General features: G+C 36.9%; 13 protein-coding genes and 3 pseudogenes. 12 read left to right on the top strand and 4 right to left on the bottom strand.

Going from position 1 to position 15,435, the window contains the following annotated elements; all coding sequences use genetic code 11:
- The first annotated feature begins 720 nt into the window (after nucleotides 1-720).
- Nucleotides 721-1,560 carry a DUF2935 domain-containing protein gene (locus ACOT8F_RS20645; protein ID WP_421653797.1) on the top strand — a complete coding sequence of 280 codons (840 nt, stop codon included), beginning with the start codon at nucleotides 721-723 and terminating at the stop codon, nucleotides 1,558-1,560.
- 462 nt (nucleotides 1,561-2,022) lie between these two features.
- Here the strand turns inward: ACOT8F_RS20645 and ACOT8F_RS20650 are convergent, their stop codons facing one another.
- From ACOT8F_RS20650 to ACOT8F_RS20660, 3 genes are all read right to left on the bottom strand, one after another.
- Nucleotides 2,023-2,328 carry a PepSY domain-containing protein gene (locus ACOT8F_RS20650; RefSeq protein WP_421653798.1) on the bottom strand — a complete coding sequence of 102 codons (306 nt, stop codon included), beginning with the start codon at nucleotides 2,326-2,328 and terminating at the stop codon, nucleotides 2,023-2,025.
- 792 nt (nucleotides 2,329-3,120) lie between these two features.
- A complete protein-coding gene (locus ACOT8F_RS20655) occupies nucleotides 3,121-4,524 on the bottom strand; it encodes a PQQ-dependent sugar dehydrogenase (protein WP_421653799.1) in 1,404 nt (467 codons plus the stop codon).
- Nucleotides 4,525-5,071: 547 nt separating this feature from the next.
- Nucleotides 5,072-5,230: a phosphatase PAP2 family protein gene (locus ACOT8F_RS20660; RefSeq protein ID WP_421653808.1), complete on the bottom strand. Its 159-nt coding sequence runs from the start codon at nucleotides 5,228-5,230 to the stop codon at nucleotides 5,072-5,074.
- 767 nt (nucleotides 5,231-5,997) lie between these two features.
- On the opposite strand from ACOT8F_RS20660, the pseudogene ACOT8F_RS20665 reads away from it, so the two are divergent.
- The 7 genes and pseudogenes from ACOT8F_RS20665 to ACOT8F_RS20695 all read left to right on the top strand — a co-directional run.
- Nucleotides 5,998-6,678, top strand: a pseudogene (locus tag ACOT8F_RS20665) (group II intron maturase-specific domain-containing protein); the annotation flags it as partial.
- Nucleotides 6,679-6,912: 234 nt separating this feature from the next.
- Nucleotides 6,913-7,422 (top strand): DinB family protein, encoded by a 510-nt coding sequence (locus ACOT8F_RS20670; RefSeq protein WP_421653800.1) that lies wholly within the window; start codon nucleotides 6,913-6,915, stop codon nucleotides 7,420-7,422.
- 63 nt (nucleotides 7,423-7,485) lie between these two features.
- A complete protein-coding gene (locus tag ACOT8F_RS20675; protein ID WP_421653801.1) occupies nucleotides 7,486-8,616 on the top strand; it encodes a winged helix DNA-binding domain-containing protein in 1,131 nt (376 codons plus the stop codon).
- Nucleotides 8,617-8,926: 310 nt separating this feature from the next.
- Nucleotides 8,927-9,310, top strand: a complete 384-nt coding sequence (locus ACOT8F_RS20680; RefSeq protein WP_421653802.1) for a VOC family protein — start codon at nucleotides 8,927-8,929, stop codon at nucleotides 9,308-9,310.
- Nucleotides 9,311-9,550: 240 nt separating this feature from the next.
- Nucleotides 9,551-9,868 carry an ArsR/SmtB family transcription factor gene (locus ACOT8F_RS20685; protein ID WP_421653803.1) on the top strand — a complete coding sequence of 106 codons (318 nt, stop codon included), beginning with the start codon at nucleotides 9,551-9,553 and terminating at the stop codon, nucleotides 9,866-9,868.
- Nucleotides 9,858-10,304 carry an SRPBCC family protein gene (locus tag ACOT8F_RS20690; protein ID WP_421653804.1) on the top strand — a complete coding sequence of 149 codons (447 nt, stop codon included), beginning with the start codon at nucleotides 9,858-9,860 and terminating at the stop codon, nucleotides 10,302-10,304. Before ACOT8F_RS20685 ends, ACOT8F_RS20690 begins: the two co-directional genes overlap by 11 nt.
- Before the next feature lie 31 nt (nucleotides 10,305-10,335).
- Nucleotides 10,336-10,728, top strand: coding sequence for an SRPBCC domain-containing protein (locus ACOT8F_RS20695; protein WP_421653805.1), 393 nt, complete (start codon nucleotides 10,336-10,338; stop codon nucleotides 10,726-10,728).
- Nucleotides 10,729-10,763: 35 nt separating this feature from the next.
- On the opposite strand, the pseudogene ACOT8F_RS20700 reads toward ACOT8F_RS20695, so the two are convergent.
- A pseudogene (locus ACOT8F_RS20700) lies at nucleotides 10,764-11,060 on the bottom strand (IS110 family transposase); the annotation flags it as partial.
- Nucleotides 11,061-11,878: 818 nt separating this feature from the next.
- Here ACOT8F_RS20700 and cypC point away from each other — a divergent pair.
- From cypC to ACOT8F_RS20720, 4 genes and pseudogenes are all read left to right on the top strand, one after another.
- Nucleotides 11,879-13,129, top strand: coding sequence for a CYP152 family fatty-acid peroxygenase CypC (gene cypC, locus ACOT8F_RS20705; RefSeq protein ID WP_421653806.1), 1,251 nt, complete (start codon nucleotides 11,879-11,881; stop codon nucleotides 13,127-13,129).
- A 159-nt stretch (nucleotides 13,130-13,288) separates the two neighbouring features.
- On the top strand, nucleotides 13,289-13,882 hold the full coding sequence (locus ACOT8F_RS20710; RefSeq protein ID WP_421653807.1) for a spore germination protein: 594 nt from the start codon (nucleotides 13,289-13,291) through the stop codon (nucleotides 13,880-13,882).
- A 262-nt stretch (nucleotides 13,883-14,144) separates the two neighbouring features.
- Nucleotides 14,145-14,297 (top strand): annotated as a pseudogene (locus ACOT8F_RS20715) (enoyl-CoA hydratase/isomerase family protein); the annotation flags it as partial.
- A gap of 453 nt (nucleotides 14,298-14,750) precedes the next feature.
- On the top strand, nucleotides 14,751-15,188 hold the full coding sequence (locus ACOT8F_RS20720; RefSeq protein ID WP_093274033.1) for a VOC family protein: 438 nt from the start codon (nucleotides 14,751-14,753) through the stop codon (nucleotides 15,186-15,188).
- Nucleotides 15,189-15,435: the final 247 nt, after the last annotated feature.

Raw genomic sequence — 15,435 nt, forward strand, 5'->3', positions numbered from 1 at the left:
ATGCCTTCACGAAGCCAAACTGATGTGAACTCATTTCATTTACCCGTAAACCCAATTACAAGGGTTATGAAATCCTGCGAATAAGTGAGCATTCGAGAGATATTCGTATCAAACTGAGGGAGTTGAAAAAGAATTAACTAAAAGAAATTGAAAAATAACAAAAACGGCTATCCAGTAAGTGGACAGCCAAATACGAGTCTTCGTTGATAGCCTGTTAAACTTTTCCTTTCTTCTACATTTGGCTTTTCGATATTGATTTTGATTTCCACTTCTGCTTTCCTCCGTTGATATCATTTTACTATGTATAGCATGGTATTTTTCCATGGAAATTGTATGAATAGATTGGTAATTAATTCATATTAGTTTGTGCAAATTGTGGAGATTCGGAAGTGTTCTTTATACCTTATTCATGCTTTGTATAAGAAGATAAAAGCTCATTAATAAGAGCAAAGGATAAAAAGGTACTTATTCAATTAACGGGCGCAATAGTTTAAAATCGGAGCTGTCATTTTGGCAGCTTTTCTTGTTGAACAAACGGAGCAGTTTAGTTTCAAAAGATTAATATGGGAAACTAAGATTTTTAACGATAGTCATAGGCAGAACAAAGATAAAGTCCTCTTTATATTTTTAAAACTAATGCGGAACTTTTGTTTTAAGGCATATTCAAATGACTATGTAAATATGAATAGAACAAAAGGAGTAATTCCGGGAGGTTATAGAATGAATGGGGATGATACATCTTTGCATGCTGATACCGGAGTTACATCTGGATTGTTTGTTGAGCGCTCTATAAATGAAATTCGTTTTTGGGCTAGGATCATGAAAGAACATTCTTTATTTCTTCGATTGGGTTTTAGAGAAGAAGATACTCAACTAATTCATGAGTCTAATCAATTTTATCGCTTATTTGAACACATCGAACAAACTGCGCATTCCTTTAATAATCAAACAGACCCCGAACAAATAAGAAGATTTAACTCAGAAGTACAACAAGCTGCAACTAATATTTTCGTATTTAAACGGAAAGTATTAGGTTTAATTCTCACATGCAAATTGCCGGGGGCAAATAATTTCCCACTATTAGTTGACCATACAAGTAGGGAAGCAAATTATTTTAGAAAACGATTAATTGAATTAAACGAAGGGAAATTACAATCGCTTCCAGATGCCATTATTAAAGAAAATGTCTTCTTCTTAAGGATTATGGCAGACCATGCCAAATTTATTGGTCATCTCCTTGATCCGTCAGAAAGGAAACTAGTTGATGTAGCACGGAATTTCAGCAATGATTTTGATCTATTGCTGTATCAAGCAAGGGACTTAGAATCTATGAAGCCACAATCTCAAACTGTTCCTCTTTTAGATCAATTCCTTGATCAAAATCGGGTGTCGGTCGCATCTCTTAGGGACTTCAAGAAAACAGCCCGTGATTTAATTGAGCAATGTAAAATAAAGAGCATTATTCATCCTTTATTAGCAGACCATGTTTTCCGGGAAGCTGATAGGTTCCTAGAAATCATTGATATGTTTGACGCGCATCTTACAGGCGGTACCAGATAAACTAGATAACGGCAAAAGTTAAAGAATGTGCATGTTGGTCTAATAAAGCATGATATTTGTAGCACGAATAAAAAAAGTATCAATCACTCCTAAATTGTAAATGATAACACAAAAAAGGAGGTGTGATACTTGGCTAAAGATGTTCTCTGTGAAGTAAATAACTGTACCTATTGGGGCGATGGATTGGGTTAAAAGGTCAACTTGAAAAAAAGCCATCATATTAAGCTAACGGGTGCGTCGTATTATAGGGGCAACCAGTTTTTACTGGTTGCTCTTTTTTTAATAGGACCTATTATTTCAGTAGCCAGGGTAGAACGTACGGGTGCGTGGGACCTAGATCTCGTCAACTAAACTGTTCACCCCCTACTTGTAGAAAGATGTTTGAGGCTAAAAAAATAAAGCCGGAGAATAATTACCCGCTGCATTAAAAAGGAGTGCATTTTGCATCTGCACTCCTTGGTCTCAATCTTTGTGTTTCACCTTCAAAACCTTGCCTGTTATGGCATCAATTTTGATTTTATGCTCTGAACCATTCATGAGTACGATAACCTTATAAACAAGGCGGCCGTCATCTTTTTTCAGGGAAATTTTAGTGATTCTTCCTGGTATTGTTGTAAGAGCTATTTTTTTCGCTTGGTCCTTTGAAATAACAGCGTCTTTCTTTTTAACAAGCTGTTCCGGATGCTGGGAAACAGCACTTGCCATTCCAGGCGAAACACAAATGAATGCCGCCAAAATGACAGCAGCAGTTTTCTGTAAAATATGCATATCTGCCCTCCTTTCTTTTACCTTAGCTTTTGCAAAAGTGCAGAGAATATCCTTTAATTTAAACTATCATTGTATATTGTATCAATTTTTTTCGTTTAGAAATGTAAGCAAAACAGTCTCACCTACAACTAATAAGCTTAAGGCTAAACCTAATCCTCCTAAAAACAAAAATCGTTAACGCCCCATGATCATGTGAAAAAGCAGTTTGACTTAAAACCAAAGCACTTGATTGCAGACGCAGGCTACGGTTCAGAAGAAAATTATGCTTATTTAGACAAAGAAAACCTCCTAAACATTTATTCCTGATATACAAGGATTTTTTACTATTTAGTTCTAAAAATTCAAGGTTAATTAACACTTGGAAAATGGTGAAATTCCATCTTATGTTCATATCTTGGTCACTAGAAAAACATTTTATAAAATTATTAAAAAATATGAGGCAAGCAGGCACTAGTGATAGTGCCTATTTCTTTGTGAAAAGTAGAAAAGCGACAATACTTTTACAACCGTTTACAGCTCGTTTGTTAAAGTAACGGATTCCGCAATTAATCAGCTGTTAAGTGACAAAAAGTTGTTCTGTTACTATGGAATAACTCTTTATAAGGTAATTGGATATTTATGTTAAATTTATAGAGAAGATTGTGAAAAATTTGTACTTAGGTTAACTGGCAGTTTAGTTACAGATAGAAATGATTCCTATTATGCCGTACTTGCTCTCTTGTTTGTTTTATATTTTTATTCATTAAAGAGATTTATCTTGTATTAAGTCGAATTTTATAGTTATGAATTGAATCATGGAACAATTTCAAAAACAGTACCTTGGTTAAAATCAGCCACCTTCATAGAGCCATAAACCCCTAAATATAGTTTGGTTTGATCCAGATTCGCTCCCAAATTTACATAATAAGCTGATTGTGACCCAAAATTATATTCAGTTTCAATAACACTAAAATCATTTAGATTACAATCTTTTGTTACCCTGGTATAAGCTAAAACCCCTCTAACAGGAGGTTGAGATTCTTCAACCCGGGCAAGATCGGTAAACACAACGCTTCCAGTTAAATTGGGGATTCCATTCCCCATATAGGGCTGAACTCCTGTAAGTGCAGTTCCTCCAAACTTATCAGGCCGGGGATCTTTATGAAAATAACTAGTTAGAGGCTGAAGACGCCTCTCTGCAGTTTTTACTGTTTCATTGTAATAAGCAATTGTTTTCTCATCCAAAGTCGGATTTGCAGAGCAGCTCCTTATAATCGAAGTAGGAAAAGCACCTTCCCACCCTCGCCAGCCAAAGTTAATAAATCCTTCTTTGTCAGGTTCAGAAGCTTGAATAAGCTTAGTAACCGGTATTGGTTTATAATGAACGAATGAAAAAATCGACTCTGCCAAATCCTGCCCTACATTTCCCACATATTTGATATACTCATTATAAAATCTTTGAAATGAAATACCTGGTATATTGCGAACCCCTTTGGCAATTACTGTAAGCGTTTCCTGAATAGGTGCGGGAAGTTCATTAAAACGTGTGACTACGGGTGGATTATAGATAAATGTATTCTTAACTACATCAATTTCAATAATTTTACCTGCGATTTCCATATCGTCCTGGCTTAAATTAAATGGATCATAGCCTGATCCACCATCTCCGGTTGTTAAAACAAGTCTTCTTGTTTCAGGTGAAAAGTTTAAGCTATTGACACCATTATGATTTAAAAATGGTCTTCTTAAGTTAAGTAATGTCCGTCGTTTTTGAGGTTGACCATTCGATTGTAAAATCCATTCTTCAATTGTATCAATATGATCATATTGAGTTTCTCTATTTATCCACATTAGGTTTAAGGTTCTGGGATCACAGGGGTTAGGCTCAAAAGGTTCAGAAAGAGCACCTGGACCTTGTGTTCCAGCTACTGAATAATGAAGATAAAACAGACCGTTATAATAAAATTCGGGATGAAACGCTAGCCCTAGCAATCCCCGTTCATCATATCCACCACCTGAAACACCTAGCTTTATGATTCGCGTGCGAATATCTAAAAAAGTCCTTATAACTCCGTTTCCTATGTAAAAGATCTCTCCTACCTGGGTTGCAATAAATAACCTTTCAATTGAGTCACCCGGAAGTATAGTTGTTTTCAAAACAGTGGGTAAATTTATCTTACTAACAATGGGCCGTAAACTAACCTTAACTTTTATCAACTAACTTTACACTCCTTCTTACTGTTTTCTTTATAAGAATATGATTAGAACTGTTCTATTAGTATGACATTTAGGGCCGGGAATTGTAGTACCGTCTCCCGTCTCCCCACAATAGAAGAGATTGAATTAACGTGTTAGCAATTTAAAATAGGAAGGGTGGAAAAATAAATGGAAATACCTGTTTCTGGTTTCATCATTGAGTCACCAAATTCTCATTCTGACTTAAAAATGAGTGGTTTTCTTCTTTAATAAAATCAAATCCTTACAACGTACTTTTAATCAATTTCAAAGCTACAGCTAAGTGCACTCTTTTTTAATGTAGTGGATAGCTATTTTCAAACCTTTCATCCAATAGAATAAGCATATCTGTTCCAGCTAGGTTGGAACAGTATTGATAAACATATCTGACCCCTCATTTACGTAACAAGTTTAGACCATAGCAGAGGAGTTACTCCACTGTAAAAGGAAGATGGTAGATGGAGAAGGAAATTCCTTCATTACTATCCATCTGACACAGTTATTTTAATTATGGAAATTTTGGAAATATTTAGGTCGGTTTAGATAAACCATCTTTTTTTAATAAAATGCCTAAGGAAAGGCAGGAAAAGCCAAGTAAAGCTCCACCAATAATATCTGTTGTGTAATGCGTCTTGAGATAAACGCGGCTCCAGCCAACTAAACCAAAATAATGTAGAAAAATAGAAATGGACCTGACAGTTTTTGCTTGTGTTTAAGGCCCATAGCATCCCATAAGAGAAATAAGATAAAACCATAAAAGACAGCGGCGTCCACCATTTGTCCACTTGGAAATGAAGCACCATTTCCTGCAACAGGCCTGTCACGCCCCACCCAATTTTTGGTTATATTGTCAAGTGCTCTTGCTCTCAAATATGTTCCTAAAAAATCAAGGATGACCACCCCTTTTTTAATAGAGCCAGGACTAAGCATATAAGCAATGTCAATACAAGGCAAAAAGGGAACTCGGATATATGAGACAAGATTTTCGCAATTGGGGTAAGCTGATCACATATTCCTGCATAAATGATTTGAATCATTATTTTATCAAATGCAAGAAGCCAGCCAACCTTCCATTTAATGGCCCATCCCAGCAGAAAAAGTAAGAGAAAACAGGCTATGCAAAAGTCCTCAAGTTTTTTGACCGTCATTAGTCTCTTTATTAATATCACCCCCGGGCAGAAGAATTTCATATTAAAAAAGTGAAGCCTTGTACAGCAATCTAATGGAATGGTTGCTATTCCTCTGTTATAATTCATAATTTACTACTGAGCATATGCAATTTTCAAAAAATAATAATTTTCCAGGGAGTAAATTCATGGAATTAAGCATCGGAATTGTTTGGGTTAGAAATAAAGTTTGGTCAAAAATCCTGTATTGAAATTCAGGATTTTTTCTTGTGCGCCCGGCATGGGTGCAGTCTATAGGGTGCAAGTCCCGAACTGTGAAGGCAGTTAGCCTCTCAGTCCTCTGCTTTCTATTATCATTCTCGATAAACTCGACAAGGAACTAGAGAAAAGGGTACCGTTTTGTGCGATACGCTGATGACTGTAACATCTATGTGAAGTCTCAAAAGGCGGGTCATCGAGTGATGAACTCCACTACAGCATTTATTGAAAATAACCTGAAACTAAAGGTGAACATGGAGAAGTCGGCAGTAGATCGGCCGTGGAAGCGAAAGTTCCTTGGGTTTATTTACTTCCCATAGAGAACCGAAGGTGCGTATAGCGAAAGAAAGTATCAAGCGGCTGAAACAGAAGGTGAAAGAAATCACCTCTCGATCAAAGCCCTTTCCAATGAAGAGAAGGATTGAGATGTTGAACCAATACCTGACAGGCTGGTGAGGCTATTTCGCTTTAGCTGATACGCCTAGCAAATTCAAAGAATTTGATGAATGAAATTAGACGAAGGCTTCGAATGTGTGAATGGAAGCAGTGGAAGAAACCGAAAACCCGAATGAGGAAGCTGATTGGGCTAGGCACAACTGAATCCAAAGCATACGAGTGGGGGAACTCCAGAAAGAACTATTGGAGAGTTGCCTGCAGTCCCATTCTGCATAAAACCCTCGACAACTCCTATTGGAGTCACCGAGGGCTTAAAAGTCTCTACTCTCGTTATGAACAACTGCGTCGATCTTAGTAGAACCGCCGTATACCGAACGGTACGTACGGTGGTGTGAGAGGTCGGGGTTTATCACCCCCTCCTCCTCGATGTTCCGCAACCGGATTGTGGAAAATAGAGAATTTTTTTTATAAAGTTAATAGAGGTTTTTTTAATCAATAACAGAATAAATCTTATAGATGTAATCCTTTGGAAATTTGTAATCAGTTATGTATCATAATCTAATCATTAAAGTTGAAAATGGGAGGAGAAATGATCACGGATCATTCTGTATTAAAAATGTATGACTACCACTTATGGGCAAATGAAGTTATTTTAAATCGCTTAAAAGAACTGCCGCAAGACATTTTCCATAAGGAAGTTAACAGTGGTTTTTCTTCGGCGGCAAAAGTAATGTCTCACATATATCTCACAGATTTAGCCTGGCTCGAGATTATCTCTGGTAAAAGCATGAGTGATGCAATGGCACACACACACCAATTGAAAGAACAGCTGGAAATAAAAAATATTGAGGAAATGGAAACTAGTTTTTATGAATTATCTAAACGGTATAAAGAACTTTTATGTAGTCAACAAGATTATGAAAAAGTGTTTGAGGTTGATAATCCATATGCTGGGCTCCTGGAAACGACGGTTTCTGAAACAATACTACAAGTCGTCACACACGGATCATATCACCGTGGGAATATAGCTACCATGTTGCGGCAAATGGGTCATACCTCTGTTATGCAAGATTTTGGACTATTTCTCTATTCAAAATGAAGAAAATTTTTGTTGGATGTGCTCGTTATCATCATAAACTATGGAGGATATGAATGATAAGCGATGAAATCAAATCATAATCAAGAAAGCCTAAGCAGAGTAATGAGTTCACGTGCTCTAAACCGAACACTTTTAGCCCGGCAGCTTCTTATAAAACGATCCAACATGTCTACTCCAGATGCCCTTGAGCATCTAATCGGAATGCAGTCTCAAACACCCAATTCACCTTATGTAAGTTTATGGACCAGAATAGATAACTTCAAACATGAAACATTATCTCAGTTATTGTTGAATCGCAATGCTGTACGCATTGCACTTATGCGTTCCACTATCTTTCTTGTCACCAAGCGTGATTGTTTGGCGCTTCGTCCCTTAATTCAGCCCGTTTTGGATCGGACTTTGAAAGCTAATTTTGGGCGACGACTAAAGGATGTAGATAATAATGAGCTCGCAAAAATCAGTAGAGATCTTGTAGAAAGTCAACCACGTACATTAGAGGAGCTCGGAAAACTGCTGAAAGAAAAATGGGAAGATAAAGATCCTTCTGCTCTCGCTGCGGCGGCACGCAACTTGGTACCATTAGTCCAGATTCCTCCCCGTGGAATTTGGGGCGCCAAAGGTAAGGCCATGCATGCTTCAGCTGAGAATTGGCTGTGTCAATCACTTGTTACCGATTATAGTTTAGAATCACTAATTCTACGCTACTTAAAGGCTTTCGGACCAGCGACGATTTCAGATATACAGACTTGGTCCGGCCTAACCAAAATTCGTAAGGTGATTGAGGGGCTAAGACTTCAATTAAATACTTTTTATGACGATGATGGAAATGAGTTGTTTGATGTTTCCTATGCAGAATTTCCAGATATTGATACTCCAGTACCAGTTCGTTTTTTGGCTGAATTTGACAATATCCTTCTTTCTCATAAAAATCGTTCAAGGATTATAGCTAATGAATATCGGAGCAGAGTCTTTACAGTGAATGGTATCATAAAAGCCACATTTCTTATTGACGGCTTTGTCCAAGGGCTCTGGAGGATTGAGCAGAAAAGAAAATCCTCAACACTCATTATAGAACCTTTTAAATCATTGTTGCAGGTTGATAAAGACGAATTAGCTATTGAGGGAGCTAAATTAATGGATTTTGCTGCTGCGGATTCCGAGTTTAAGAATATCCGATTTTTGGACCCAAACTAATAAACATCAATATCTCATCCTAAGCTAAGCAATTAGTATGACGAGAGCTTAATCTGTTTTAGGGACTATTCTGCAATATAAATGCAGCACCATTTCTGCATAACGATCTTCCATTATCAGGCGCAAGAAATGAACAGTTCAACAACGAATCACTTAAAAACTTGCTCAAACGATGGGTAGAGTAACTTTATAAAAAAACAAGCAACAAAATCGGAGCAGGACTTCTGATGAATGTGTGGGTTGTTTTGCTTGCAGCCAGATTGTTAGCAGAGCACCATACGTCGCAAATATCAAAGGAGGCAAAAACAGTATGAAAATCATTGTTACCAGTATATTCGTACAAGATCAAGACAGGGCACTGGAGTTTTATTCAGAAACGCTGGGCTTTGTAAAAAAGCAGGACGTTCCCGTTGGAGAATTTAGGTGGATAACGCATGTTTCTCCAGATGATCAAGACGGTACCGAGCTTTTGCTTGAACCGAATGACCATCCTGCCGCCAAAGAGTATCAAAGGAAGATATTTGCCGATGGCATCCCAGCAACAATGTTTGGCGTTGCAGATGTTCGCAAAGAGTACAAACGATTAATGCAACACGGCGTGAAGTTTACTATGGAGCCGACAGAAATGGGCGAAGTCACAATAGCTGTCTTCGACGATACATGCGGCAACCTTATTCAGATAATACAGAAGTAACTTTATGTCAAAATAGAAGGTAACCCTAGTTTAAATGACTTTATTGTTATGTTTTAAGGTCGGTGAAGTGTTTTTTATCAAAAAAAACACCTTTATGTTAACTCTGTCCTAATTTTAGGACGCAGTTATAGTTAATAGTTGTGGAACCCTATTTTGATCAATATGAAATTGTCTATTAAAATAATTTAGCACATACTTAATTAAGTTGACACTTAATTAAGTATGTGCTAAATTATTTTTATGATTGAAAAAGTAATTCATTCCATATTAGAACCAAATAGGCGAGAAATACTCTATCTTTTACGAAATGGTGAACTTACTTCCAGTGAAATTGCCCTTCATTTTCATATTTCTGCACCTGCAATTTCACAGCATTTAAAAGTATTGGAAAGCTCAGGCTTAGTTGTTGTTCGAAAAGAAGGTACAAAGCGATTTTATCGTATTAGAAGGGAAGGTTTTAGAGAACTAAAGCAATACTTAGACAGTTTTTGGGATGACAGCCTTATGCTTTTAAAAGAAGCAGCTGAAGCTGAAGAAAGGAGGAAACATGAATATTAAACATGAATGTTTAACGAAACAAATTTTTATTGAATGTAGTCCTCAAACATTATTCTCTTTTTTTACTGATCCAGAAAAAATGGTTCGTTGGATTGGGAGAAACGTCTTATTAGACCCAAGTGTTGGAGGAAAATACCGAATCGACATTAATGGGCTAGACATCGCAATTGGTGAATTTAAGGAAATTAAACCATTTGAAAAAGTTGTATGGACATGGGGATGGGCTGACTCAGACATTATGCCTCCAGGTTCCAGTACCGTTGAATTTACTTTAACTCCACAAAATAACGGTACTCTTCTTGTGTTACACCATTATAACCTACCAACTGAAAAAGCTAAATCCAACAGCAACGGATGGACTCATTATATGGAACGTCTTCAAATGCTGGCAGAAGGAAAAGATCCAGGTGTAGATCCTTGGTCAATTAAAAAATAAAAATTCAAGAAAACACTGGAGGAATGATTGTATGTCTTCAACTATTCATCAAGAAGTTATTTTTTTAAAAGCAAGTCCGAAACAAGTATATGATGCACTTATTGATGCTAACCAATTCAGTACAGTTTCTGGTGGAGCACCAACTGAAATTAACGCTGAGGCTGGTGGGGCATTCTCCTTATTTGGTGGCATGATCACAGGTAGAAATATTGAGCTTATACCAAATGAAAGAATAGTCCAAGCCTGGAGAGCTGTTAATTGGCCTGAGGGAGCTTATTCTATTGCCAAGTTCGAAATAAAAGAACAAGGTGAAGAAACATTAGTAATTTTTGATCATGCTGGTTTTCCAGAAGGACAAAGCGAACATCTTGCTGGAGGCTGGAAAGACAACTATTGGGGACCACTTGAGAAATATTTAGCATAGATCAACAAAAAGCGATCCAATGTGGGATCGCTATTTTAACATAGTACGAAGATAACTTGATTTAATATTGTTAGAAATTGAAGCTTTGTTTGTACGTAGGTTCCTGTCAAAGAGTCGTGTTGACGCGTTGAATTTCGCAAGTTCATTATCCTAATACTCTTCTTTTGGAAAGGTTTTAGGTCCCCGTTTTTGTAATAAAGCTCACCTAAGTGAAAGGCATCATTCGCATTGGTTTTGACTTTTCTTAAACTGGCCTTTTTTGCTTCATAAGAAAGAACCGGATTGACGAGATAATAAATGACCTCCTTATCCTCTAAAAACTGCAGGACAGGTTCATGGTAATGTCAAATTTTGGGATGGCAACCGATACATCCAGGGCTCATTGAGGATCTCGAACAAAGTCACTATTTCAGTAGTTGAAGTATGCATTTAGGATCATAAGTAATTGTAGGTTCAGCTCTAAGCAACCACGAGACTTGAAGTATTACTATTATTCTTTTAAGAAATAAGTTATTAAAGTAGATACGCGTATAGGATTATTTAATCAAAAGCGCGTTGATCACCATAAATTAATATACTAGATTATTCAACAATACGATCGGGCGCATTTCCATATTAGGGAATGTGTCCTTTTTTATGTTTTGGCGTTACTCTATAGCGTGTTTATAACGTATAGAAAAAACAATTATTTTCCCTAGATTGTTGAATAATTCTATTAGTCTATGATCATACTAATATCAACAAATGAGAGAGGGAGAAGTATAATGCTACTTTCAGAAGCTTGGGATCAATATTGGTCCGACAAAAGAATAGAGGGATATTCTAGATTAACTTTAAGAAACTATCAATTTCAACATGGAGTTTTATTAAGGTATCTTGGAGGTATATTATTAATAGAATCTCTGAACGTACAAGAATAAATAAGACCATTCATCCTCACTAGCTGAGACACTGTTGATTGTGCTAAGCGTAGAAACTTATGCTAAGGGCGGGATAAATCAAGAAGAAGAAGTTAAAAAGTCGATTTCTGTACAGGAAACTGGCTTTTTTTAGGTTGAAACCTGTTTAGGTGATCCGAGTTTTTTAAGACTAAACAGGGGGAAATTTACAAAGAATAAGACCATTACTATGAAAAATGGAGATGGATCATATGTCAAATACAAATCATATACCTCGAGAAGAAGGAATAGACCATAGCTTGAGCCTTATTAGAGAAGGATATATGTACATTTTAAACAGACGTCACAGTTTTAATTCTAATATTTTCGAAACCCGATTGCTTGGAAAGAAAGCGATCTGCATGGGAGGAAAGGAAGCTGCGGAAGTTTTTTATGACACTGAGAAATTCAAAAGGAAAGATGCAGCACCAAACCGGGTGGTTCAAACATTGTTTGGTAGGAATGGTGTTCAGGCGTTAGATGGGCAGAACCATAAACATCGCAAGGAAATGTTTATGGCGATCATGTCTCCTGACGAGATTAAAAAACTGACCGACATTACAAAAAAACAGTGGGAGATAGCAGTGGATAAATGGGAACAGATGGATAAAGTTATTCTTTATGAAGAAGCGAAGGAAATTATGTGCCGGACAGCCTGTAAGTGGGCAGGTGTACCGGTAGAAGAAGGCAAAGTTAAGATGCTGACAAAAAATTTGGGGGCAATGTTCGAGTCGGCGGCTGCAGTTGGCCCAAAACATTGGCTAGGGAGACATGCACGGAATTACGTAGAAATATGGATTGGAGAACTCATTGATAGTGTTCGTGATGGGAAAGTGAATCCCCCTGAAAATACCGCATTATACAGATTTGCCTGGTATCGCGATCTGGAAGGGAATCTTCTGGATACAGAGACCGCTGCTGTAGAAGTAATCAATATTTTGAGACCGATTGTGGCGATTGCTATATTCATCAATTTCATTGCGCTGGCAGTGCACCATTATCCGGAAGAAAGGGAGAAACTTAAATCCGGGGATGAAAAGTATGCTCAGATGTTTGTACAGGAAGTTCGCCGTTTTTATCCGTTTTTTCCATTTGTTGTGGCACTGGTAAAAAAAGATTTCACCTGGAAAGGCTATAAATTTGAAGAAGGCACGTTAACCTTGCTGGATCTTTATGGCACAAATCATGACCCTGAAATTTGGAAAAATCCTGCGGAGTTCAGTCCTGAACGGTTTGCCAAATGGGAAGGAAGCCCTTTTAGCTTCATTCCGCAGGGTGGTGGTGATTACTTTATGGGACATCGCTGTGCTGGGGAATGGGTCACCATTGAAGTCATGAAAGTGAGTCTTGATTTTCTAGCGAATCGAATGGATTATGAAGTTCCTGACCAGGATTTAAGTTTCAGCATGGTTAGCATGCCAAGTATTCCCCATAGTAAAGTAGTGATCAAAAATGTTAAATAGAGGATATAATTTATTTCTACTCTACTAAATTATTGTGAGTAATAAGCTTATTAAATGGGTTCTAAAATCAATTTGTGCGAGACGGCTTCGACACAGCCTTTGATCTTCAACAATCGGGACCCTTTTATTTAGTAAGGATTGCGCTTTTTTCGAGCCTCCATGGACTCCTTTGGAGATGATATTAATATTAATGTTGGGATGATCCGAAAACGTCTGAATACTGAACGTTTGTGCAACTGTTCCTATCAAGTCGGAGAGCTGGATAAACGAAAATTATCAATGCTATACATTAAAGGAAGAGCCCCCAATTTCCTTATTGAAAAAGTCAACCAGCAGTTAGAAAAAATTAAATCAGACATTGAAACCATTGATGATCTTAATAAGCAATTTGGACAACGCAGGTTGAGTCCCGTAAATCATCTATTCGCTACAGAACTGCCAATTCAAGCCATACATTCCTTAAAAAAGAACAGAATTGTGCTGTTTTTGGATAACTTTCCCTACGCGCTTGTTTTTCCAAATCTAATTTGGGATATGTTTAGGAGTGAAAATGATCGGAATTTTCCTCGTGTATTGGCATTAATGCTTCGAATTTTTCGAGTAATTGGAGCTGTAGCCACGATCATACTTCCTGCTTTATATGTTGCTTTGGTGTCAATTAACCCTGGAATATTTAGAACAGATCTTGCTCTGTTTGTCGCAAATAGTAGGGAAGGTATTTTCCTTTATCGGCCTTTCTTAAAACCATTTTAATGATTTCGTATTGAAGGAAAAGGAGGCACAAAGTGACACAGCGGATAAGAAAATCCCAACGTGTAGAAAAATTCAATTTCAGCATCTCATTTCTTACCATGAATTAAAAAACTGGAGGAATGAATATTATCCTAACCTAAAAGTGAATTTTAAGGTCCATGCGAATATAGAGTAAAACGAATTTCGGAACGCTTTTTCTATAACGGCAGGGGAACGGACCGGGAAGAAACGGCTCTTCCATTCTATACCGTATGGATCAGCTATTCATCAATATCCTAAGCCCATTCTTGCTTATATGAACGGAATTGTAATGGGGGGCGGGGTTGGCATTTCCATTGGTTGCATGTATAGGATTGTGACGGAAAAGACCAACTGGTCAATGCCCGAGATGAATATTGGTTTTTTCCCTGAAGTTACAATTTAGCGGCTATCCATGGCTGATACGTTCATTCCTCGATTTTATGTAAAGCTGCCATTTTAGGGAAATACAGAAAATATCATTCGTATGAAAGCTAATTGTCTATTGAGTAATTGGTTACCTCTATAATTGTAGTTTAATAAATATGATTGATCATTTAAAACAAATATTGATTATTTAAAACAAATATTGATTATTTAAAACAAATATTGATAATATTCTGTTGAAGTCTCGGCAGGGTTATTTTTTGTTCCGCAATCGGGCCATATTCTTGAATAACACTTACATTTGGATATTATGTAGAGTTGGAGTTTGTGAATGCTTTCACTTAAATTAAAGGAGCAGGTTTGTTTAAGAAGGATATTTTCTGTTTTAAGTGAATTATAATTTCAAACAAACCTTACACCAATACAGGTATTGAAAATAACAGGAACATAGGAGGTATGAGATATGAAGATCAATAGAATAGATCATGTGAGTATAAACGTAAATGATCTTTCAGAGGCTAAAGCGTTTTTTCTTGATTTAGGTCTTGAAGTGCAAGCCGAATGGGAATTGGATGGAGAACAGTTGGACAGAATAGTTGGGCTTAATGATGTTAAAACGGCATGTGTAGGATTGGGAATGCCAGATGGTCAGGCATGGATAGAGCTAGTCAAATTTTATACGCCTTCAGATGAAAAAGATATTCAGCAACCTTTTGCAAATACGCTGGGTATCCGACATATTTGCTTTGCTGTTGAAGATATTGAAGCTATTGTTGCAAAATTGAAAAAGAAGGGCACGGAAATCTTTAGTGAGATACAGCAATATGAAGAAAGTTATAAGTTATGCTACGTTCGTGGTCCAGAGGGAATTATTTTAGAGTTGGCGGAGAAAATCAGATAAATATTGAATGGGACTTTAAATGATTTAGATCTCCAACTTTAAAGATTTCTTCTTAAACTAAAGGATGCGTTAGTTGAAGAAGGCATAATCTATTATAATAACGATTTTGTAGTTCTGATCTTCAACAAAACCAGCTAATAGTTTGTCAACATTTTTCATTAAAAACTATATTTCTTCGTGCTATACTAAAAATGTCCATGACAAATAACCTTCCATAATTACATAATTGGAAGGTTTTTCATTTTAT

This window comes from Chryseobacillus diguaensis (assembly GCF_049220665.1).
Classification (GTDB): domain Bacteria; phylum Bacillota; class Bacilli; order Bacillales; family Bacillaceae; genus Metabacillus_B.

What these genes read in the sequence shown, in the direction of transcription:
- ACOT8F_RS20680 (WP_421653802.1), top strand. Translation starts at nt 8,927, where the DNA reads ATGAAAATCATTGTTACCAGTATATTCGTACAAGATCAAGACAGGGCA.
- ACOT8F_RS20690 (WP_421653804.1), top strand. Translation starts at nt 9,858, where the DNA reads ATGAATATTAAACATGAATGTTTAACGAAACAAATTTTTATTGAATGT.
- ACOT8F_RS20650 (WP_421653798.1), bottom strand. Translation starts at nt 2,328, where the DNA reads ATGCATATTTTACAGAAAACTGCTGCTGTCATTTTGGCGGCATTCATT.
- ACOT8F_RS20685 (WP_421653803.1), top strand. Translation starts at nt 9,551, where the DNA reads ATGATTGAAAAAGTAATTCATTCCATATTAGAACCAAATAGGCGAGAA.
- ACOT8F_RS20695 (WP_421653805.1), top strand. Translation starts at nt 10,336, where the DNA reads ATGTCTTCAACTATTCATCAAGAAGTTATTTTTTTAAAAGCAAGTCCG.
- cypC (WP_421653806.1), top strand. Translation starts at nt 11,879, where the DNA reads ATGTCAAATACAAATCATATACCTCGAGAAGAAGGAATAGACCATAGC.
- ACOT8F_RS20675 (WP_421653801.1), top strand. Translation starts at nt 7,486, where the DNA reads ATGAAATCAAATCATAATCAAGAAAGCCTAAGCAGAGTAATGAGTTCA.
- ACOT8F_RS20670 (WP_421653800.1), top strand. Translation starts at nt 6,913, where the DNA reads ATGATCACGGATCATTCTGTATTAAAAATGTATGACTACCACTTATGG.
- ACOT8F_RS20710 (WP_421653807.1), top strand. Translation starts at nt 13,289, where the DNA reads ATGGACTCCTTTGGAGATGATATTAATATTAATGTTGGGATGATCCGA.
- ACOT8F_RS20720 (WP_093274033.1), top strand. Translation starts at nt 14,751, where the DNA reads ATGAAGATCAATAGAATAGATCATGTGAGTATAAACGTAAATGATCTT.
- ACOT8F_RS20645 (WP_421653797.1), top strand. Translation starts at nt 721, where the DNA reads ATGAATGGGGATGATACATCTTTGCATGCTGATACCGGAGTTACATCT.